This window comes from Cupriavidus sp. DF5525 (assembly GCF_040149425.2).
Classification (GTDB): domain Bacteria; phylum Pseudomonadota; class Gammaproteobacteria; order Burkholderiales; family Burkholderiaceae; genus Cupriavidus; species Cupriavidus pickettii_A.
The window spans coordinates 3957178-3976890 of the sequence record NZ_CP168265.1 but is presented as its reverse complement, the minus strand read 5'-3'; the positions used below and the strand labels follow the sequence as shown (position 1 = coordinate 3976890).

Genomic DNA, 19713 nt, shown 5'->3' with positions numbered 1-19713 from the left:
CTGTTTCGGGGGCGGGCGTGGCAAGAACGAGCAGCCCGCTCAGTGAAAGCACTACGCGATACGTCGCACGCATGCTCGACGACCCTCCTCATTGTTCTTTCATCGCAGGGTGTTATTGCCGCGCGCCCGCCCCCGGGGCGGGCCGCGGTGAGTCCCTGCGCTTTACTTCTTGCCGGCGACGAAGGCCAGCGAGGTGCCTCCCAGCGAAGTCACGATCCAGTTGTTGGTGTCCCATGTCACCTGGCCGAGTCCCTGCGTCACCACCGGTTGCGTGTATGCCGTGCGCGGCAGCACCCAGGCGATGTCGGTCATGTCTGTCGGATGGGTGGCCTGGAACGACCACGAGTTGCCGTTGTCGGTGGCCTGCCAGACGGTCTGCTGGCGCCGCTGGCCGAACTTCGCCAGCGTGTCCATCGTGTACCAGTTGAACAGTCCGTTTGCCTTCACGTTGTCGGCCTTGTTGAAGATGACGTTGAGCGTCTTCGGGTATTGGATAGCGCCCGCCGGGTGCATGTAGATCAGCCGGCTGGTGCGGTTCTTCGCCACGAAATCGATGAGCTGCCGGTACCAGGTGTTGATGTCGGCCACGGGCACGTTAAATTCCTCGAACTCCTCGAACGTCGCGTACTGCCCGAACGGCATCACCGGGAAGGCGCGGATGGTGTCGTTCGACAGCACACCCTCGCGATAGCTGCGCGTCGGCGCCATCCCGGTATGGCCAACGAAGTAGTAACCGGTGTTGCCGTTGGCTTCGAGCCAGTTGACCGACCACTGCGGCGTATTGCCTTGCGGCGCGGCGTACTCGACCGCGGCGCTTCCGGTCGCGCCTTCCACGCTCTGCTTGTTCAGCATCACGTACTGTTCGAAGGTGGGCTGGTTGGTCTCGCTGGCGTTGTCACCCCAGTAGTCGTGGATCCATCCGCCATGACTGCCGATCTTGTGCCCCTTCGATTGCAGGGACAGCATCAAATTCTTTGCCGCAGTGTTTTGCGACAGGTTGATGCCCTGGGCGTCGCCGAAGTTGATCTGGTCAGGGCCCGCAGTCACGGAAATGGAGAACGGGCTATTGTTCTCGTCGAAGGTGCCCCAGGTATTCATCTCCACCGCGGGCTCGATCTGGTCGCCGGCGCAGAAGTGCCAGTTCAGCACCAGCCCGCCGCGCGCCTTGGGCTGCGCCGAAAGCCGCGCCGTCTTCAACAGGTTGCCGCCGAAGTAGCGCAGGAAGCCGTGCATCAGCATGCCGTCGGTCTGTCCCTTCAGGTAGGCGAGCGGCAGGTTGACGAACAGCACGCTGCCTGAGCCGAAGTTGCGCAGCCCTGCCACCAGCCCGAAGTTCGGAGACGTGATCAGCGCGGAGCCGGTATAGGTGCCCTGCGTGACGAAGCTCGGATAGATCAGGAAGCCATAGACGTAGCCCGAGATCCCTTCGATGGGAGGGGTCGTGCTCGCGTCCCACACCATCGACTTGCCCGGCGGCACCTGCAGCGTCCTTAGCGTGGTGCCCAGCGCGGTGATTGGCCCGACGCCGATCATGTTGCCGAGCAACTGGTCATAGAGCACGTAGTCGACGCCGGCAAGGTTGCTGAGCCGGCTCTTTTGCGGCGCGTAGAAGCCGGTAGAGGTCAGCGCGCCGAAGTCGTAGACCAGCATCAGCTTGCCGCCCTGGCTGGTGTAAGTCTCCAGCGCCGCGATCAACGCATCGCTGGCGTTCACGTGCACCTGGTCCGGCAGAATTACGGCTGGGAATTGCGCCGGGGTCGTGCCTTGCTGGAACTGGCTGTCGGTGATGACGGTCATCTTCAGGCCTTCTTCCTCGGCCCCATCGAGCCAGGCCGACACGCGCGGATCGGGAAGGGAGAAGCCGTCCGGCACCAGCAGTGCGATCTGGTTGGTGGCGGCGTGCGAGATTGCCGGCAAAGCGAGCACCAGTGCCAGGCATAGCTGGAGCACCAGGACGCTGCTTCGCCGCAGCAGTGAGTAGGATTGGTAGAGCACGGTCTTCTCCCAGCGCGATGACTACAAGTTGCCTCGGTGTGCAAAACGCCGCGGCACATCGACGTACGCGAGCATGCAGAGCCGGTCAGTCCGGTTCGGCTCCAGGCGCCGGCGCGAGCGTGTATGTGCCCGCCTTCACCTTGGCTCCGGCCTTGAGCTTCCTGGGCTTCTTCGCCTTCAGCTCATCCTTGAGGGCCTTGAGGGCTGCCTTGTTCTTGCCCTTCTCCGCCTCGTACGCAAAGTCGATCTGGAAGCTGTGGTCATAGCCCAGCAACCCGCCGGGATCCGCCGGACTCGCCGGGAGATAGAGCGGGGTCTCGGCCGCCACCGCGGCGGCATCCTGGGTCAGTGCGGCATGGGCGGGCGCCGAGGCAAGAGAGGCGGTGAAGAGCACCGCTGTTGCCGCTGCCGCAAACCGTGTCATACGTGAGCGCTTCATTGACTTGCTCCTCTTGCTTGAAGCGGCCAGGCCGGGCCTGGGTACTGGTGCGCTGGGCCGCTGATTTTTCTGAACCTTGTCTTTCGCTACAGACTGACGACGCCGGCATCGGCCGACTCGCCACATTCCCGATACGCCTCCGGGGACGCCGCCTGCAGCGCAAAGACGATGCGTTCGCTGGCGCGGCCGTCGCCGAACGGGTTGTGCGCGCGCGACATGCAGGCGTATTCCTCGGGGTCGTTCAGCAACTGCTCCGCGGCGGCGATGAGGCGAGCAGGGTCGGTGCCGACCAGCCGTGCGGTACCGGCGGCCACGGCTTCCGGCCGCTCGGTGGTTTCCCGCGTCACCAGCACCGGCTTGCCCAAGGCCGGCGCCTCCTCCTGGATGCCACCTGAGTCGGTGACGATCAGGTAGGCGCGCGACATCAGGAACACGAACGGCAGGTAGTCCTGGGGATCGATCAGGTGGATGTTCGGGTGCCCGCTCAGGATCGCCTGCACGGGGCCCTGCACGCACGGGTTCAGATGCACCGGATAGACGATCTGGATATCCGCATTGCGGTCCGCCAGCGTGCGCAGCGCGGTGAACAGGCGTTCGAAAGGTGTACCGAAGTTCTCGCGCCGGTGTCCGGTCACCAGCACCATCCGCCGCGTCTCGTCCAGGAAGGGGTACTGGCTCGCCAGCCGGCACCGCATTTCGGCATCGGCGTCCAGCCGGGCCTTGACTTGCAGCAGCGCGTCGATGCCGGTGTTGCCGGTCAGGCTGATGCGTACCGGATCGACGCCTTCGCGCAGCAGCGTTTCCTGTGCCTGTAGCGTTGGCGCGAAATGCCAGGACGCCATCACATCGGTCACGCGCCGGTTCATTTCTTCCGGCCAGGGGGCGCTGAGATTGCCGGTGCGCAGTCCCGCTTCAACATGCCCGATCGCGACGTTGCGGTAGAAGGCCGCGAGCGTGGCGGCCAGCGTGGTGGTGGTGTCGCCGTGGACCAGCAAGGCTTCAGGCAGGAAGCGGTCCAGCACCGTGTGCACGCCTGACAGCACGCGCGTCGTGATGTCGGACAGGCTCTGCCCCTGGCTGATCACGTTGAGGTCAAAGTCCGGCACGATCTCGAAGAGCCGAAGTACCTGGTCCAGCATCTGCCGGTGCTGTCCGGTGACGCAGACCCGCAACTCGAAATTGCTGGATTCCCGCAGCCGGTGAATCAGCGGTGCCATCTTGATGGCCTCGGGACGGGTCCCGAATACAGCGAGGACTTTCTTCGGCATGTCGGTCTCTCTCTTGTCCTGCAAAGGGAGTCTCGCCGGTGCGTCGGCGGACGATCTGCCTGTCAGATCGCCCGTCCTACGCTTGCCGCAGGAGAGGCGCCGCGGATGCCTGCCGCCCGGGATCACAGTTTCGTTATGTCGCGATATGCACGCCGCGTCATAAGAGAGCGATGGTTGTGCCAGCGGTTTCTAGTTCGTTGAATTCATTGTGAATTCTTAGTCGCCGACAAGGCTGGGCACCGGCCGCCGCCGTATGTGCGGTTGCAGCGTTGTTACTTGGACTGGCGGGGAAATCGTGATGTCAATATCGAAGCGTGCGCAATGCCGCACTGCACAGCAGATGGCCGCATTGAAAGGTGGCATTGCAGGCGCCGGCTTGCAGCGCGCGCCATCCATATCGGGCTATGTCGGGTATCCGGGGCCTCGTCAGGAATGCATCGGGCCTGTTCCGGACTTGCAGAAGGCGATATCGGGGACAGAACAGAGGCGGTATGAGGGGAGTGCCCCAAAGGTACCGGATCAGGCTGTTATTCTAGGACAAAGTGTGGATAGACATCGGGCGGTCCATGTGCAGGGGTGACCGCAACTCAGTCTTTTGGCTGAGGCCATCGGTGGTCAGGATGAAAGAGGCGGGCTGGCCAAGCGGTTGCAAGAATGAAACTTAATGCATATCAGTATTAAAAATAACTAACAACAACGATATAAATGCCTAGATGGGGTGTTGTATGCACAGCAGCGGCCCTCTGACACTTATGTCAAAAAAGGTGCGAAAAAAGGGTGAAGAGGCCCCGCGTCGACCTCGCCCCTCCGTGGCTATCCAACCGGAACACTCCCACCGCCCGGCTCAACCCCTCCGTCTGGCCCCGCTGCGCCCGCGCCGCCTCGGCCGCGCCGGCCACCACCGCCGCATTCTCCCGAAACGCTTCCTGGATTTCCGCCACGCGTCGGGCCATGCCCTCGATGCCGCTGCGCTGGCTGTCTCCCAGCGTTGCCAGCTCTTCCACAAGCGTCGCGAGCTTGCCGATGCTGGCCACCACCTCGTTCATCGTCTGCCCGGTATGGCCGACCAGCTCCGCGCCGGTGCGCGCGCGTTCGACCGAGGTGCTGATCAGCTCCCGGATCTCCTTGGCCGCCGCGCCGCACCGATGCGCCAGCTGCCGGACTTCGCCGGCCACCACCGCGAAGCCCTTGCCATGCTCCCCCGCACGTGCTGCTTCCACCGCCGCGTTGAGGGCCAGGATGTTGGTCTGGAAGGCGATGCTGTCGATCACGCCGATGATCTCGGTGATCTTCTCGCAGGCATCGTTGATTTCGCCCATGGTGCGGATGACCGACAGGATTTCGCCGCTGCCGCGCGCGACCACGGCGCTCGACGCCTCGGCCAGCTCGCAGGCGCCGCGCGCCTGGTCGGCGCTTGCGCGGACGGTTTGCGTCAGCGTGCGCATGTCCTGCATGGTGTGCTCGACGGTGCGTGCCTGGTCTTCGGTGCGACGCGCGACGGTGGCGCTGGTGTCCAGGATATTGCCGGCGGCATCGGCCACGCTGGCGGCGGCGTGGCGCACCTGCAGCAGCGTCTGGCGCACGGTGTCGAGCGTCTTGCGGAAGGCGCGGGCGAAGTCGCTGTCGGGCTCGTGCCCGTCGGCGCGCAGCGTCAGGTAACCGGGTTCGCGCTCGATGCCCGCGGCCAGCGCGCTGAGTTCGTCGGTGGAGCGTGCGTCGCGCTCCAGCCGCCAGGCGATCGCACACAGCACGCCGGTCTGCGCCACTACGAAGGCGGCATGGAACAGCACCATGTTGAAGCTGGGATGGGTGAAGCAGATCGCATTCCAACCCCACTGCTGGAAGAAGTTGAAGCTCAGGTGCTGCACCGCGATTACCGCCGCCGCCAGCAGGATCACGCGGAAGTCGCGGTAGGCCAGCAGCAGCGACAGCGACACGAACACCAGGAAGTGGAACTCGGTCTGCCCGCGCGCCTGGTGGATCAGCAGGGCGGCAAAGGCCATCAGCAAGACCCCCATCGTCAGTCGCGTGGCCATGTGGGCCGAGAGGGTGATGGCCATCAGCGTGCCGAGCAGCGCCATCGGCAGGCCGACGGTGAGCGTCAGGTCCAGCGATCCGTAATGGTTGCCGACGATCAGCGACAGCATGCACAGGATCCACAGCACCGCCGTCATCAACTGGTCTGAGCGCCTGTAGACCCCCTTCAGCAGCGGCGCGGCCGGCGATGCAAATGAAACGCCCGCGGCACGGCGGGCAGGGACGGTCGCGGACAGGCGTCCGGACAGGGCATGGTCAGTGCTGGTCATATTCCCTCGCAGCGTAAATCGAGAAGACGCAGCATCCCCGTCCGGCGTTCTTATTGTTCTGTTCTTTTGTTCTTTTGTTCTATTGTTCTATTGTTCTGTGCGGCTGATTATATCGATTCGGCCGGGTCATGTTTGCGCGTGGCGGGCCGGCGCAACACCCTACACAAATTGCTGCAATTGAGTGATGTTCGGGCCCGCGGCGACGCGCTACGATGCGCGGCCGCCCGGCGCGGCCTTGCTGCGTATCCGCTCAATCCAGCCGGATATTGTACTCCTTGATCACGCCGCCCCAGTACGCCTGGTCTGCCTTCGCCACTGCCGCAAACGCCGCCGGCCGCGACGTTTTGACGATCAACCCCAGGTCGGCCATGCGCTGCCGGATCTCGGGCGCGGCCATCACTGTTTCGACGTCTGCCGAAATCTTCGCGACGATGGCCGGGGGCGTGCCAGCCGTGGTGAACAGGCCCATCCATGCGGGGCCGTCCAGCCCTTTGTAGCCGAGCTCCAGGAACGTTGGCACATCCGGCAGCATCGGGGCGCGGCTATTGCCGGTGACAGCCAGCGGCACGATCTTGCCGCTGCGCGCGTGCTGTCGCACCGTCATCGGCGACAGCGTTCCCATCGAGATCTGGCCGCCGATCAGGTCGTTGGCGATCGGGGCCTCGCCTTTGTATGGAACATGGACGAGCGCGGCGCCCGCAGCCTTGCAGAAGACCAGCATATAGAGATGGGCGCCGGTGCCGATGCCGTAGGTGCCATAGGAATATTTTTCGGGCTGGGACCTTGCCAGCGCGACCACCTCCGGCAGCGTGCGCGGCATGGCGCCGTTGGCGGCCAGCACGAGGTGGGTCGTGCACAGCTGGCTGATGGTGGCGAGGTCGCGCAGCGGATCGAACGGAGGCTTGGCCACCATATAGGGCGTCTGCACCAGGCTGGGCAGCGCCAGCAGCAGCGTGTAGCCGTCGGGCTGCGCCTTGGCGACCGCGTCCGCGCCGATCATGCCACCCACCCCAGGCCGGTTCTCCACGATCACGGGGCGCTGCCAGAGTTTTCCGAGCGGATCGCCAAGGGTGCGCGCCAGCACATCGGTGGCTCCGCCGGGCGGGTAGGGCACCACGAGCCGCACCGGCCGCGCAGGATAGGTTGACTGGGCCCGTGCTTGGCCGAGCCAGAGCGTCGGAGCGGCGGCGGCGAGGGAACCTGCGCCCAGCAACTGCAGGGCTTTGCGTCGGTCAGATTGCATCGTGTTTCCTCCTGGTATTGGCGTCCTGTGGACGGCCCATCCGCATGGCGGGCGGTGCATGGCGCGCTGCTGTCTGGCAGCGGCGACGGCTTCGCGCAGCGTACGGGCGGCCGCAACGCCCGCACATCGGCGGGATGGACGAGCCGGCGGCCGGTATTTACCCGGAGAGGACGACGCGGGACGGCTGCGAGTCCTGAAATAATTCAACTCGCGTGGCAAGAAATCTAAATACCGTTTCCCTAACCTTTCTGTGACGATAGCCGCAGGTGCTCGATGCACCTTTTGTCATTGGCGGAGGAAGCCCCATGGGGGATGGCACGCGAAACGGGCGGCGGGCGCAGACCGTCGGCCCCGGCACGCAGCAGGCATTGCCCGCCTCTGCTGCAGCGCCGCAGTTGCGGCGCAAGGTGCTGATCGCCTTGCTGGCCTGCGCCGGCGTGGCGGCGGGCGCGGGCGCCAGCTGGTGGTATGCGCATTCGCGCACGAACCACGCGCCCACTGTGACCGAAGGCGACGGCAAGCGCGGCCCGCTCGGCATGGTGCATGTCCCCGGCGGCGAATTCCTGATGGGCAGCGACAGCAAGATGGCGCAGGCCAACGAGAAGCCGGCACACAAGGTGCGTGTGCATCCGTTCTGGATGGACAAGCACCACGTCACCAATGCGGAGTTCCGCAAGTTCGTCGAGGCCACCGGCTATGTAACCACGGCCGAGCGCCCGCCCGAATGGGAAACCCTGAAAGTCCAGCTGCCGCCCGGCACGCCGCGCCCACCGGCGAGTGCCATGGTGCCCGGCGGCATGGTTTTTGTCGGCACCGCGCAGCCGGTGCCGCTGCGCGATTACTCGCGCTGGTGGCGCTATGTGTCCGGCGCCGACTGGCGCCATCCGGGCGGGCCCGGCAGCTCGATCGAGGGCAAGGACAACCACCCGGTGGTGCAGGTCTCGTATGAAGACGCGCTCGCCTATGCCAAGTGGGTTGGCAAGCGGCTGCCCACCGAAGCCGAATGGGAGCTTGCCGCGCGCGGCGGGCTGGAGCAGGCCACCTACGCCTGGGGCGACCAGTTCGCGCCGGACGACAAGCAGATGGCCAATGTCTGGCAGGGCCAGCAGAGCCAGCCATTCCCGGTGGTCAGCCCCAAGGCCGGCGGCGCCATCGGCACCAGCCCGGTCGGCACCTTCCCGCCCAACGGCTATGGCTTGGCCGACATGACTGGCAATGCCTGGCAATGGGTGGCCGACTGGTACCGCGCCGACCAGTTCCGGCGCGAGGCCGGCAAGGCCCAGGCGATCGAAGACCCGACCGGGCCGCTGGCCTCGTGGGACCCGAGCGAGCCCGGCGTGCCGGTCAACGCGCCCAAGCGCGTCACGCGCGGCGGCTCGTTCCTGTGCAACGAGGATTTCTGCCTCAGCTACCGGCCCAGCGCGCGACGCGGGACCGATCCCTATAACAGCATGTCGCACCTGGGCTTCCGGCTGGTGATGGACGACAGCCGCTGGGCCGCGCTGCAGAAGCAGGCACAGCTCGCCAACGCCGGCCAGCCGCAGGCAGCCGCGGCGCAGTAGTCGCGCCCGCGCGCGACGGACCATTAGGAGTGACCGTCATGGGCACGCCCGCATCCCGTACTTCCGGTGCCGGTGCCTGGCGCATCGGAGCCCCGCGCAAGGCCATCGCCGCGCTGGCTGCCGCGCTCGCGCTGGCCGGACTGCAGCTTGCCGGCTGCACCGCGCCGGCCACCAGCCAGGCGCCGCCGGCTGCTGCACCGCAAGCGGCGCAGCCAGGCGCGCAGGCGCTGCCATCCTGGCGCGACGGCGCCGTCCGCCAGGCCCTGCTGAAGTTCGTCGCCGACGTGACGCGCCCGGGCTCGCCCGCCTTCGTGCCGCCTGAAGCGCGCGTGGCGGTGTTCGACAACGACGGCACGCTGTGGAGCGAACAGCCGCTGTATTTCCAGTTCTTCTTCCTGCTCGACCAGGTCAGGGCCGCCGCGCCGCAGCATCCTGAGTGGCGCAACAACCCGGCGTTCAAGGCGTTGATGGCCAACGACATGCAGGCCCTGATGCGCAACGAGAAGCAGGTCGCCGCGCTGATCGCCAAGGCCAACAGCGGCATGAGCGTGGACGAGTACGACCGTACCATCCGCGACTGGCTGGCCAAGGCACGCCATCCCAAATTCAACCGGCCCTTTACCGAGCTGGTTTACCAGCCGCAGCTCGAGTTGCTGAACTACCTGCGCGATAACGGCTTCAAGACCTACATCGTTTCCGGCGGCACGATCGACTTCATGCGGCCGTGGAGTCAGGTGGTGTATGGCATCCCGCCCGAGCAGGTAATCGGCTCCTCGCAGGCGGTGCGCTACATGGTGCGCGACGGCAAGCCGGTGCTGGTGCGCGATGCCAGGCTCGACTTTATCGATGACGGTCCCGGCAAGCCGGTCGGCATCTATCGCCATATCGGCCGCCGGCCGATCCTGGCGGTGGGCAATTCCGACGGTGACCTGCAGATGCTCGAGTACACCACCGGCGGCGACGGCGCGCGCATGGCCGTGCTGGTGCATCACGACGACGCCGAGCGCGAGTTCGCCTATGACCGCCAGTCCAAGGTGGGCAAGCTCGACAAGGCACTGGACATGGCCCGGGCGAAGGGCTGGACCGTGGTGAGCATGAAGCAGGACTGGGAGCAGGTCTATCCGGCCGGCAAGCCCTGACGGGCACGTGCCGCAGCCAACCGCATGCCATGCGCGCCTGATGTACGGCTGCGCCTGATGTGATCTTCGGAGGCGATGATGCGTCGAATCAACGAAACACAAAGCAGGCGGTCGGGAGCGCGCAGCGCCCTGCGCTGGCCCTGGCCGCGATGACCATCGCTGGCTGCAAGAAGGCCGACGAGGCGAAGCCGCCGGCGGCACCGCCGGCCGCCGAGTCTGCCCAGCCGGCGCAGCCCGGCCAGCCGCCAGCGGCACAGCAGCCTGCCCGGGAAAGCCCGCCCGTGGCCATGCCGGCACCCGCGCCGGCGGGAATCGGCGCAGCCTCGCCGGTGGCAGCGACGCCGTCAGGCAAGAAGCCGAACATCCTGGTCATCTTTGGCGACGATATCGGCCAGACCAATATCAGCGCCTATAGCCTCGGCGTGGTGGGCTATCGCACGCCGAATATCGACCGGATTGCCCGCGAAGGCATGATGTTTACCGACTACTACGGCGAAAACAGCTGTACCGCGGGGCGCTCCACCTTCATTACAGGTGAAGTCGGGCTGCGCACCGGCTTGCTGAAGGTCGGGGTTCCCGGCGCGCCGGTTGGGCTGCAGGCGCAGAACATCACCATCGCGCAGGCACTGAAGCCGCTGGGTTATGCCACTGCCCAGTTCGGCAAGAACCATTTGGGCGACCGCAATGAATTCCTGCCGACTGCGCACGGCTTCGACGAGTTCTTCGGCAATCTCTACCACCTCAACGCGGAAGAGGAGCCTGAGCGTCCGTACTACCCCAAGAATGACACCAACTTCACCAAGGCCAACTCGCCGCGCGGGGTGCTTCGTACTTTCGCCGATGGCAAGATCGAAGACACCGGCCCGCTGAACCGCAAGCGCATGGAGACGATCGACGACGAGACCACGCAGGCCGCCGTCGACTTCATGACCAAGCAGGCGCAGGCGGACAAGCCGTTCTTCGTGTGGATGAATGCCACGCGCATGCACGTGTTCACACACGTGCGCCCCTCAATGCAGGGCCAGAGCGGCATGCCGGGCAACGAGTATGCCGACGGCATGATCGAGCATGACGGCCACGTCGGCAAGCTGCTCAAGACCCTGGATGACCTGAAGGTGGCCGACAATACCATCGTCATCTACACTACCGACAACGGCCCCAACCAGTTCTCCTGGCCGGATGCCGCCACCACGCCGTTCCGTAGCGAGAAAGACACCAACTGGGAAGGTGCCTTCCGGGTGCCGGCATTGATTCGCTGGCCAGGCCACGTCCCTGCCGGCACGGTTTCCAACGCGATGATCTCGGGCCTGGACTGGTTCCCGACATTGCTGGCCGCGGCGGGCGATGGCGATATCAAGGATCGCCTGCTCAAGGGCGCCAGCATTGGCGGCAAATCATTCAAGGTGCACCTGGACGGCTACAACTTCGTGCCCTACCTGACGGGGCAGAGCAAGACCGGGCCACGCAGCGAATTCTTCTACTTCAATGACGATGGCATGCTGGTGGCGTATCGCTACAACGACTTCAAGATCGTCTTCTGCGAGCAGCGCAAGCCGGGCGGCTTCGAGGTCTGGTCCAATCCCTTCACTTGCCTGCGTGCGCCGAAGATCTTCAATCTGCGCATGGACCCATACGAGCGCGCCGATATCGTTTCCGACCAGTTCTATGACTGGCAGGCAAAGAACGCCTATCTGCTGCAGTACGGTGTATGGCGGGTGGCGCCCTTCCTGCAGACCTTCAAGGACTACCCGCCGAGCCAGCGCCCGGCCAGCTTCAGCATCGACCAGATGATGGAGGCGCTGAACAAGAGCCTGGAGGCGGGAGCGGCTGGCAAGAGCAAGTAGCGGCTTACCGCCGGCAGCAGTGCGTGCGGGCGGCCGGCGACGGGTGGCGCGCAGCCTTCGGGCTGAGTGCGTTGCCCGTCCCGGCCGATCTGCATTTGGTGGCATGACAGATATCGCTGACAGCGCAGCGAGCCATGCCGCGGCGATGGCGAATCCAACGGTGCTAACGATGATCAAGTCGCACGCTACGCAAGGCAATGTTCCGGATCGCGGTACGGCGGCACAACCCGGCAACGGGCCAGCCGCACAGCAGCATGAAGCGGCCGCTTCGGCGTGGCTGTGGCTTGCCGTGCTGCTGTTTGCCTCGGGCGCCGCGGGGCTGGTCTACCAGGTGCTGTGGATCCGGCAGCTGTCGCTGGTGGTGGGCGTCGATGTGCACGCGGTCACCGCCGCCGTCAGCGCTTTCTTTGCCGGACTGGCGCTGGGCGGCTGGCTGTTCGGCCGGGTGGCCGACCGCCACGGCAATCCGCTGCGCCTGTACGCCTGGCTGGAGCTCTGCGTGCTGCTGCTGGCAATCGGTGCCACCGTGGCGCTGGCGCATGCCGCGGCGCCGTTCGCGTGGCTGGAGCAGCGAGCCGGGCTGCTGGCGTGGGCGCTGCCTTTTGTGCTGGTGATCCTGCCTGCCGCCGCCATGGGTGGCACGCTGCCGGTGCTGATGCGGGCGCTGGCGCCGGCCGCGAGCCGGGTCGGCGTGCATGGCGGACGGCTCTATGCGGCCAATACCGCCGGTGCTATCGCCGGCACGCTGCTGGCCGGCTTCGTTCTGGTTCCCTGGCTTGGCATCCTCGGCAGCGCGGTGGCGGCGGGCGTGCTCAACGGCGCCGCGGCGCTGGCGGCGTGGTGGCTGGCGCTGGTGCTGTACGCGGCGGCCGGTGGCATTGCGCTTGGGTACGAGGTGGTGTGGACGCAGGCCATCGTGCAGTTCCTCAGCACGCGAACCTTCGCCTTCACCGTGGTACTGGCGACCTACCTGGCGGGGCTGGCGATCGGCAGCGCGCTGGCCGCGCGCCATGCCGACCGCGTGCGCGATCCGTGGGGCGCCTTCGGGCTGCTGGTGGCCGGCGCCGGACTGGTGGCGCTGCTCGAGATCGTGCTGCTAGGCGAATGGCTGCTGCACGCACAGGCGGCGTTGTCGGCCTGGGTGCAGGGCCTGACGTCGAGCCCGCTGCTGGCCGCCTGCGCCAGCTTTGCCCTGGCGGCGCTGTGCGTGGTGTTCGTACCCACGCTGCTGCTCGGCGCGGCGTTCCCGTTCGTGCTGCGCGTGGGCGTGGACAGCCGGCGCGTGGGCGCGGGCGTGGGCGGCGTGGTCGCGCTCAATATGCTGGGCGGTATCGCTGGCACGGCGCTGGCCGGCTTCGTAATGGTGCCGTGGATCGGGCTGGTGCCGACGCTGTCGCTGCTGGCGGTGGCGGCTGCCGTCGTGGCCGTGGTCGCGGTGGCGCTGGGCAGCGGCGTGCGTCCGGCGGCGCGCTGGGCGGTGCCGATGGTGGGCGTGCTGGCGGTAATCGTTGCGGCGCTGGCCCCGGCGGACCGGCTCGCCACATTGCTGGCGCGGGCGCGCGGCGGCGAGCTGGTGTTCTACGAGGAGGGGCGGGGCGCCACCGTGGCGGTGGTGGAGCAGACCTCGCCGAGCAACCGCTTCCGGCGCCTCTATATCCAGGGCGTGTCCAATTCCGGCGATGCCATGACCTCGCAGCGCTATATGCGGCTGCAGGCGCTGCTGCCGCTGATCGTGCATGGCGGCACGCCGAAGTCCGCACTGGTGATCGGGCTCGGTACGGGCATCACGGCGGGCGCCACGCTTGCGTATCCGGGACTGGAGCAGCGTGTGGTGGCCGAGCTGTTGCCACCGGTGGCGCGCGCGGTGCCGAAGTTCGAAGGCAACTTCGGCGTGGCGGCCGACAAGCGCGTGGAGATCCGCCTGCGCGACGGGCGGCGCGAACTGCTGCAGAGCCCGCAGCGCTACGACCTGATCACGCTGGAGCCGCCGCCGCCATCCGCGGCTGGCGTGGTGAACCTGTACTCGACCGATTTCTACCGGCTGGCGGCATCGCGGTTGCAGCCTGGGGGGCTGGTGGCGCAGTGGCTGCCGCTGCCGACGCAGAACGACGAAGACACCCGCATGCTGGTGCGCAGCTTCCTTGATGTGTTCCCGCACGCGATGCTGTGGACCACCGAGCTGCACGAGATGATGCTGGTGGGCTCGCTCGCGCCGCTGCAGCTGGACGTGGCACGCATCCGCGCGCGCTTTGAACAACCCGAAGTGGCCGCCGCGCTGCAGGCTGTTGGCGTGCGCACGCCGGCGGCACTGATGGCGACCTGGGTCACCGACAGCACCGGCCTGGACTGGTACGCCGCCGATGCGCCGGCGGTGACCGACGACCGCCCGCGCATCGAATACGCCGGCTGGGTGCGCAAGGAGGCCTTCCCGGAAACGCTGTCGAAGCTGCTGTCGCTGCAGAGCGAACCGCCGCTCACCGGCGCCGACGATGCCCTGTGGCGCGAGGTTCGCCACCAGCGCGAAGTGCTGCACACCTTCTATCGCGCCGGACTGGACGCCTACCGTGGCGACCGCGAGGCCTGGGCCAGCGATATCACGCAGGTGATGCGCGCCGACCCCGACAATCCCTACTACGCGTGGTTCCTCGGCGGCCACGCTGCCCGCCGCGCACCGGCCCAGCCGAGGAGCACGCCATGAGCGCCCGCGACGACGTCCTGGCCCTGCAGCAGCGCATGGGCGAATCCATCGTCGGCCAGCAGCGCATGATCGAACGGCTGCTGCTGGGCCTGCTGGCCGACGGCCACCTGCTGGTGGAGGGGCTGCCTGGGCTGGCCAAGACGCGCGCCATCAAGATGCTGGCGCGCAACCTCGACGCGCGGCTGTCGCGCATCCAGTTCACGCCTGACCTGCTGCCGGCGGATATCACCGGCTCGGAGCTGTATTTCACCGAAGGCGGCAAGGGCGAGTTCCGCTTCCAGCCCGGCCCGGTGTTTGCCAACCTGGTGCTGGCCGACGAGGTCAACCGTTCCCCGGCCAAGGTGCAGGCCGCGCTGCTCGAAGCGATGGAAGAGCGCCAGGTCACCGTCGGCGGCACCACGCACAAGCTCGAGCCGCTGTTCCTGGTGATGGCCACGCAGAACCCGATCGAGCAGGAGGGCACCTATCCGTTGCCCGAGGCGCAGATGGACCGCTTCCTGATGCATGTCAGCGTGGGCTACCCGGAGGCCAACGCGGAGGCGGAGATCGTGCAGCTGGCGCGCGAGGAAGAGGTGGGGGGCGGTGCCTCCGGTGCGGCCCATGCGACCCGGCTTGCGCCGGAGGCGGTCTTCACCGCGCGCGTCGAGATCCATACTGTCCATGTCAGCGATGCGGTGGCGCGCTACGTGGTGGCGCTGGTGCAGGCCACGCGCGCGCCCAAGCCGGTGGACGACGACCTGGACAAGTGGATCCAGGTGGGCGTCAGTCCGCGCGGTTCGATCGGGCTGGACAAGGTGGCGCGCGCCCACGCCTGGCTACACGGGCGCGACTTCGTCACGCCGGACGACGTGCAGGCGGTGGTGCACGACGTGTTCCGCCATCGGCTGATCCTGTCGTACGAGGCGCATGCGGCCGGCATCGGCGCCGATGCCGTGATCGACCGCCTGGTGCAGCAGGTGGCAGTGGCCTGATTGCCAGCGAGGCCATGACCATGCGCCTGCCGTTCCGCGCCCTGGCCCGTGCAGCCCCCGCGACGCTCGCACGGTCTTCCGGGGCCGTGCCCGGCGTCAGCGTTGACGCCGCCGCGCTGGCGGCATTGGAGGTGGCGGCGCGGGGCTTCCACTTTTTACCGCGCCAGCCGGTGCACAGCGTGCTGTCCGGGCGCCATGCCTCGCGTGTGCGCGGGCGCGGGCTGACCTTCGAGGAGCTGCGCCTCTACCTGCCCGGCGACGATATCCGCAGCATGGGCTGGCGCGTGACCGCGCGCACCGGCAAGCCGCACGTGCGCGTGTACAGCGAGGAGAAGGACCGTCCGGTGCTGCTGGTGGTGGACCAGCGCATCAATATGTTCTTCGGCAGCCGGCGCGCGATGAAGTCCGTCAGCGCGGCCGAGGCCGCGGCACTGGCCGCCTGGCGCGTGCTGGCCGAGGGCGACCGCATCGGCGGCGTGGTGTTCGGCGACGCCGGCAGCGAAACCTTCACGCCGCGCCGCAGCCGCCAGGCGGTGCAGCAGCTGCTGGGCAGCATCGTGCGCTTCAACCAGGCCCTGTGCGCCGATGCGCCGGCGCGCGGCGACGCCGGGCAGCTCAATGCGGCGCTCGAGCACGCCGCGCGCGAGGCGCGGCATGACTATCTGGTCATCGTCATCAGCGACTTCGACGGCCACGACACACGCACGCGCGACCTTTTGCTGGCAATGGCGGCGCGTAACGATGTGCTGACCATCCTGGTCCACGATCCCTTCCTCAGCGAGCTGCCGGAGTCGGGGCAACTGGTGGTCAGCGATGGTGAGCTGCAGGTGGAGCTGGGCTTCGGCCAGGCCGCGGTGCGGCGCAGCATCGCCGACTTCGTCGAGTCGCACGGCCGCGCGCTGCTCGACTGGCACCACGCGATCGGCGTGCCGCTGTTGCCGTTGTCGGCGGCCGAAGAAACCGCGTTGCAGCTGCGCCGGCTGCTGGGCAGCCCCTTGCAGCAAGCGCCGCTACGCCAGCGCGCGGGCGGAGGCGTGGCGCGATGAGCCTGACCCACAGCACCGCGCCCGGCGCCGCAGACAGCGCAGGGCCCGTCTCAATGGCGCAGCTGGCCGACGTGGCGCTGCCGGCGCCGCCGTCGTGGGCGCCGCAGACGATCGGCTGGCCGGTCGCGGGCGCCTTGCTGCTGGCCGCGCTCGCCTGGGCCGGCTGGGGCACATGGCGGCGCTACCGTGCCAACCGCTACCGGCGCGAGGCGCTGGCCGAGGTGGACTGGTTCGACCCCGCCACGCGCCAACCGGCGCATTCCGAGGCGGCCGCGGTCAAGGTCGTGGTGACCGCCGCTCGAGACGCTGGTGCGCTGGCCCCGGGCGGGTCAGCGGGTGCGCTGCCGCGCGAGGGCGGTTTGCCGTGGCGGACGTTGCTGTGGGGCGGGGTGGCAGTGCTGGTTGTGCTGGCAGCGGCGCTGCTGTGGCGACGGCTGGAGCCTTTCGTGGCGCGATTCCGGCGGCGGCTGGCCGAGCATCGGCGTGCTCGCGCCGCAAGCCCGGACGCGCGCCCGGGGGCCGTGCTGCAGGCCTGCCAGGCCGGCGATGCGGCGGCGGCGTACAGGGCGCTGGGCACCTGGACGCTCGCCGCGCACGGCACCGCCCCGACGGCATGGACCGCCGCCGCAGGCGATGCGCAACTGGCAGATGCCGTGTTCGCCCTGGAACGCCGCCTGTACGGCGCCGCAGCTACGACAGCGGCCCCCTGGGACGGCACGCAGCTGGCGGGTGCCTTGCGCCGCCACGCCGCCCCGGCCCCGGCGCACCGGCATCGCCATCTGGCGCCGGCCTTGCCGCCGCTAAATCCCTGAGCGCGGCCGATATCCGAACCGGCGCATCCCTTATGATGGGCGCCTCGCCGGCGCCCCGGCCCCGGCCCTGACGGGCCGGCCCGGCCGCGCGGCGTCCGATCCATTCCAGCTTGCTTTGCCATGGCCCGCCTCAAACTCGACCTGCCTGCCGACCAGTTCTGCTACGCCACCCACCTGACCGTGCGCGTCACCGATATCAACTCGGCCAACCATCTCGCCAACGATTCGATGATCTCGATGATCTCCGAGGCGCGGGCGCGCTTCCTGTATGAATTCGGCAGCGAGGACGTAAGGCAGGAGGGCGTCGGCATCATCGTCACCGACCTGGCCACGATGTACCGCAACGAGGCGCATGCGCGCGACCAGCTGGAGTTCGAAGTCGGCGTGATGGACTTCAACAAGTACGGCGGGGACATCATTTTCCGCATCACGCGGCCGGCCGATGGCGCACTGATCGCGATGGCCAAGTCCGGCTTTGTGTTCTTCGACTACGTGCACAAGCAGGTCGTGCCGATGCCGGAGGGGTTTGCCGGGCGCTTCCCCAAGGTGAACTGGCTGGAGTGAGGGCAGCGCGCGCCTATGCGGCGCGCGCAATCAGTCTTAGCTCTTGCGTTCGCCGCCAAGTGCTTCGGTCAGGTCGTCGAGCATGCCCGACAGCTCGCCGGCCATCATGGTGAAGTCGGCATCGAAGCGCTCATCTTCATCGTGAGCCGTGCCATCGGCCTGCTCCTTGATGACATCCAGCGGCGCCACCTTCTTGACCACCAGCCCATCCGTCAGCACGAACGACACGCGGTCATTCCACGTCATCGCCAGCCGCGTGCAACGCTTGCCCGCCGCGATATGGCGCTGCAGATCCTCCGCATCGAGCGGATGCCGCACGTAGCGCACGGTGGCCTTGCTCTCGCTGGCGGACTGCAGTTCGATCTCCTGGTCGACGGTGAACCCCGCCGGAGCGGCGTCGCCGGACAGCCAATCAGTCATCGCCGCCACCGGCGACTGGTTGACGTGCAGGTTGACCAGCGGCAGCGAATCCAGTGCCTTGAACAGCATGCCGCGCACTTCGTCGGCCTTGGCCGTGGCGGCGGCGTCGATGGCGAGCCAGCCGTTGTCCGGGTCGATCCACACACGCGTGTCGCGGCGGATGCTGAAGGCGCGCGGCAGCAGTTCTTCGGTGACCTGCTCCTTCAGTTCCTTGAGTTGCTTGCGGCCCGGCTTGTAGCCTTGCTGCTCTTCGACCTCGGCGGCGCGGGCGCGCGTGACCTGGTTGACCACGGTGGTGGGCAGCAGCTTTTTTTCGGTGCGCAGGGTCAGCAGCATCTGGCGGCCCACGGTGTGGACCAGCTGGCCGTTGTCACGGGGCGAGGCCCAGCCCTGCGTCTGCATTTCGAGGCTGGTGCCGGGGAAGAAGGCGTGCTTCGCCAGGCTGGCTTCGACCTCGTCGGCGCTCGGCGACCATGGTGTGGAGAAACGATGGACCTGCAGGTTCTTGAACCACATGAGAATTCGGCCAAAGGGACGAATTCTATCCCCTCGCGGCGCGCGGTCGCGAAAATCGCAGGCCGGCGCCGCGCGGCAAGGGGACTGCGCGGCGCCAGGGGCAGGTCAGCTACCCCTACAGGTCGAGCTTGGTGATCTTGCTGCCTTCGAGGCTCAGACCGGCCATCAGGCCTGCATTGGTCATCACGAACCCGACGATGGGCTGCTGGGCGGTGTTGGTGTCCAGCACGCCGCTGGCGCCGACGGTGGCCAGCGCTACCGTGGCATCCACACCGGCCGTCCAGCCCTGGCTGCGCACGAACTTGTCGTACGCATCCTGCGTCAGGAACATCAGGATGATCGACTTGGACTGGGCACCGATCTGCCAGCCGACCGAGCCGGAGATCAGGCGGTAATAGCCGCGCGTGGCGCCGCCCGAGCGCAGCGCGCCATCGCCGTACTCGCCGCCGATGACAAAGCCGGCCGACAGCGTCTTGGGGAACACCAGGATGCCGCGCGCGCGGTTGCCCAGGTCGCGCGAGCCGTTGACCGAGCCGTACAGGCGCTGTAGCGTGGCATCCACGCCAGAGTCCAGTTCGCGGCGGCGGGCACCCTTGTCAGTGGGTGTGTCGGGCCCGGTCGTGGTACAGGCACCCAGTGCCATGCTGCCGAGGGCCAGGCCGGCGCTGGCCGAAAGGAAGGTTCGACGTTTCATCTTGGCTCCTGTGGGTGTTGTTGTCTTTGAAGCATAGGCGCCGGAAGCACTCCAGGAAATGGCAGCTTGTCCTACACACGTATCCATTTGTGACGAAGATGGTGCTGCAATGCGATTCATGGCAGGAGATGAGTGGGAATTGACGACAAATCGAGAAACTTGCGCCGGGTCCGCCGCATTGCGAAAAAAGCGGGAA

The 19713-nt window shown here is 67.2% G+C and carries 15 protein-coding genes; 8 read left to right on the top strand and 7 right to left on the bottom strand.

The window, feature by feature from the left end; genetic code table 11:
• Window positions 1-162: 162 nt before the first annotated feature.
• From ABNX08_RS18565 to ABNX08_RS18545, 5 genes are all read right to left on the bottom strand, one after another.
• Window positions 163-1995 carry a hypothetical protein gene (locus ABNX08_RS18565; protein WP_349607149.1) on the bottom strand — a complete coding sequence of 611 codons (1833 nt, stop codon included), beginning with the start codon at window positions 1993-1995 and terminating at the stop codon, window positions 163-165.
• An 85-nt stretch (window positions 1996-2080) separates the two neighbouring features.
• Window positions 2081-2434: a hypothetical protein gene (locus ABNX08_RS18560; RefSeq protein WP_349607148.1), complete on the bottom strand. Its 354-nt coding sequence runs from the start codon at window positions 2432-2434 to the stop codon at window positions 2081-2083.
• Between the two features lie 86 nt (window positions 2435-2520).
• Window positions 2521-3702 carry a non-hydrolyzing UDP-N-acetylglucosamine 2-epimerase gene (gene wecB / locus ABNX08_RS18555; protein WP_349607147.1) on the bottom strand — a complete coding sequence of 394 codons (1182 nt, stop codon included), beginning with the start codon at window positions 3700-3702 and terminating at the stop codon, window positions 2521-2523.
• Between the two features lie 755 nt (window positions 3703-4457).
• Window positions 4458-6008 (bottom strand): methyl-accepting chemotaxis protein, encoded by a 1551-nt coding sequence (locus tag ABNX08_RS18550; protein ID WP_349607146.1) that lies wholly within the window; start codon window positions 6006-6008, stop codon window positions 4458-4460.
• 250 nt (window positions 6009-6258) lie between these two features.
• Entirely contained in the window at window positions 6259-7251 is a 993-nt protein-coding gene (locus ABNX08_RS18545) for a tripartite tricarboxylate transporter substrate binding protein (protein WP_022536618.1), read from the bottom strand.
• A gap of 305 nt (window positions 7252-7556) precedes the next feature.
• Between ABNX08_RS18545 and ABNX08_RS18540 the strand changes: the two genes are divergently transcribed.
• The 8 genes from ABNX08_RS18540 to ABNX08_RS18505 all read left to right on the top strand — a co-directional run bounded on the left by ABNX08_RS18540 (window position 7557) and on the right by ABNX08_RS18505 (window position 17887).
• Window positions 7557-8813 (top strand): formylglycine-generating enzyme family protein, encoded by a 1257-nt coding sequence (locus tag ABNX08_RS18540; RefSeq protein WP_349607145.1) that lies wholly within the window; start codon window positions 7557-7559, stop codon window positions 8811-8813.
• A 38-nt stretch (window positions 8814-8851) separates the two neighbouring features.
• Window positions 8852-9952 (top strand): HAD family hydrolase, encoded by a 1101-nt coding sequence (locus tag ABNX08_RS18535; protein ID WP_349607144.1) that lies wholly within the window; start codon window positions 8852-8854, stop codon window positions 9950-9952.
• Window positions 9953-10101: 149 nt separating this feature from the next.
• Entirely contained in the window at window positions 10102-11796 is a 1695-nt protein-coding gene (locus tag ABNX08_RS18530; RefSeq protein ID WP_041681599.1) for a sulfatase-like hydrolase/transferase, read from the top strand.
• Between the two features lie 169 nt (window positions 11797-11965).
• Window positions 11966-14494: a fused MFS/spermidine synthase gene (locus tag ABNX08_RS18525; protein ID WP_374063685.1), complete on the top strand. Its 2529-nt coding sequence runs from the start codon at window positions 11966-11968 to the stop codon at window positions 14492-14494.
• Window positions 14491-15465, top strand: coding sequence for a MoxR family ATPase (locus ABNX08_RS18520; protein WP_022536613.1), 975 nt, complete (start codon window positions 14491-14493; stop codon window positions 15463-15465). The genes ABNX08_RS18525 and ABNX08_RS18520 overlap by 4 nt, the downstream gene beginning before the upstream one ends.
• A 20-nt stretch (window positions 15466-15485) precedes the next feature.
• On the top strand, window positions 15486-16511 hold the full coding sequence (locus tag ABNX08_RS18515) for a DUF58 domain-containing protein (RefSeq protein WP_041681598.1): 1026 nt from the start codon (window positions 15486-15488) through the stop codon (window positions 16509-16511).
• Entirely contained in the window at window positions 16508-17323 is an 816-nt protein-coding gene (locus tag ABNX08_RS18510; RefSeq protein ID WP_022536611.1) for a DUF4381 family protein, read from the top strand. The genes ABNX08_RS18515 and ABNX08_RS18510 overlap by 4 nt, the downstream gene beginning before the upstream one ends.
• Window positions 17324-17443: 120 nt before the next feature.
• Window positions 17444-17887: a thioesterase family protein gene (locus tag ABNX08_RS18505; RefSeq protein WP_022536610.1), complete on the top strand. Its 444-nt coding sequence runs from the start codon at window positions 17444-17446 to the stop codon at window positions 17885-17887.
• Between the two features lie 36 nt (window positions 17888-17923).
• Here the strand turns inward: ABNX08_RS18505 and ABNX08_RS18500 are convergent, their stop codons facing one another.
• Together ABNX08_RS18500 and ABNX08_RS18495 are read right to left on the bottom strand one after the other, a co-directional pair.
• On the bottom strand, window positions 17924-18823 hold the full coding sequence (locus tag ABNX08_RS18500) for a recombination-associated protein RdgC (RefSeq protein WP_022536609.1): 900 nt from the start codon (window positions 18821-18823) through the stop codon (window positions 17924-17926).
• 115 nt (window positions 18824-18938) lie between these two features.
• Window positions 18939-19517, bottom strand: coding sequence for a YSC84-related protein (locus ABNX08_RS18495; RefSeq protein WP_022536608.1), 579 nt, complete (start codon window positions 19515-19517; stop codon window positions 18939-18941).
• Between the last annotated feature and the right edge of the window lie 196 nt (window positions 19518-19713).

Bases quoted from the DNA above. Each gene is read 5' to 3' on its own strand.
- ABNX08_RS18525 (WP_374063685.1), top strand. From the start codon at position 11,966: ATGATCAAGTCGCACGCTACGCAAGGCAATGTTCCGGATCGCGGTACG.
- ABNX08_RS18550 (WP_349607146.1), bottom strand. From the start codon at position 6,008: ATGACCAGCACTGACCATGCCCTGTCCGGACGCCTGTCCGCGACCGTC.
- ABNX08_RS18520 (WP_022536613.1), top strand. From the start codon at position 14,491: ATGAGCGCCCGCGACGACGTCCTGGCCCTGCAGCAGCGCATGGGCGAA.
- ABNX08_RS18545 (WP_022536618.1), bottom strand. From the start codon at position 7,251: ATGCAATCTGACCGACGCAAAGCCCTGCAGTTGCTGGGCGCAGGTTCC.
- ABNX08_RS18535 (WP_349607144.1), top strand. From the start codon at position 8,852: ATGGGCACGCCCGCATCCCGTACTTCCGGTGCCGGTGCCTGGCGCATC.
- ABNX08_RS18540 (WP_349607145.1), top strand. From the start codon at position 7,557: ATGGGGGATGGCACGCGAAACGGGCGGCGGGCGCAGACCGTCGGCCCC.
- ABNX08_RS18495 (WP_022536608.1), bottom strand. From the start codon at position 19,517: ATGAAACGTCGAACCTTCCTTTCGGCCAGCGCCGGCCTGGCCCTCGGC.
- ABNX08_RS18560 (WP_349607148.1), bottom strand. From the start codon at position 2,434: ATGAAGCGCTCACGTATGACACGGTTTGCGGCAGCGGCAACAGCGGTG.
- ABNX08_RS18505 (WP_022536610.1), top strand. From the start codon at position 17,444: ATGGCCCGCCTCAAACTCGACCTGCCTGCCGACCAGTTCTGCTACGCC.
- ABNX08_RS18510 (WP_022536611.1), top strand. From the start codon at position 16,508: ATGAGCCTGACCCACAGCACCGCGCCCGGCGCCGCAGACAGCGCAGGG.
- ABNX08_RS18515 (WP_041681598.1), top strand. From the start codon at position 15,486: ATGCGCCTGCCGTTCCGCGCCCTGGCCCGTGCAGCCCCCGCGACGCTC.
- ABNX08_RS18530 (WP_041681599.1), top strand. From the start codon at position 10,102: ATGACCATCGCTGGCTGCAAGAAGGCCGACGAGGCGAAGCCGCCGGCG.
- wecB (WP_349607147.1), bottom strand. From the start codon at position 3,702: ATGCCGAAGAAAGTCCTCGCTGTATTCGGGACCCGTCCCGAGGCCATC.
- ABNX08_RS18500 (WP_022536609.1), bottom strand. From the start codon at position 18,823: ATGTGGTTCAAGAACCTGCAGGTCCATCGTTTCTCCACACCATGGTCG.